This window comes from Pseudomonas sp. AC083 (genome assembly GCF_979253165.1).
Window position 1 is genome coordinate 1 of sequence record NZ_CEEDDH010000364.1, and the last position, 233, is coordinate 233.

At 62.7% G+C, this 233-nt stretch carries 1 pseudogene; it reads right to left on the minus strand.

Going from position 1 to position 233, the window contains the following annotated elements:
• Nucleotides 1-233: pseudogene (locus tag AC0IXA_RS28210) on the minus strand (sugar ABC transporter substrate-binding protein); the annotation flags it as partial.

Sequence of the window (233 nt, forward strand, 5' to 3'; positions counted from 1 at the left end):
CTGGATGTCCGGGCCTTTGATCTGGGCAACGCCTGGCGGGGTGCCGGCAACGGCACGGCTTTTCAGCACGGTCATGGCAGTCGCACCGCCACCACCGGCGACAGCACCGTCCTTCCCGGTGAAACCGTCTTTTTCGACTTGGGCCTTGAGCACATCGACAGCGGCATTTTCGCCACCGGAAGTCCACCAGTGCACGACTTCGACCGAACCTTTGGAATCGGCAGCGGAGACAC